We start from the raw sequence: 204 nt of genomic DNA on the forward strand, positions 1-204 counted from the left end.
ATAACGATCCACCGGTGGCCGTCGATGACAGCGGCAGCACCGCGGAAGACACCGCAGTGACTCTAGATCTGGCGGGTAACGACAACGACGTGGACGACGGTCTGGACCTCACCAGCATCGTGATCACGCAGCAGCCAGACCACGGCACACTGCTGATCAATGGCGACGGCACCGTGACCTACACCCCGGATGCCAACTACAACG

1 protein-coding gene is annotated in these 204 nt (G+C 61.3%); it reads left to right on the forward strand.

Features of this window, described 5'->3' with window-relative positions:
- Positions 1-14: 14 nt before the first annotated feature.
- The coding region (locus EOE65_RS18000; protein ID WP_240657038.1) for an Ig-like domain-containing protein at positions 15-204 on the forward strand (190 nt) is incomplete at its 3' end.

Origin of the sequence: Neptunomonas marina, from assembly GCF_004005935.1 — a bacterium.
Lineage (GTDB): Bacteria > Pseudomonadota > Gammaproteobacteria > Pseudomonadales > Balneatricaceae > Neptunomonas > Neptunomonas marina.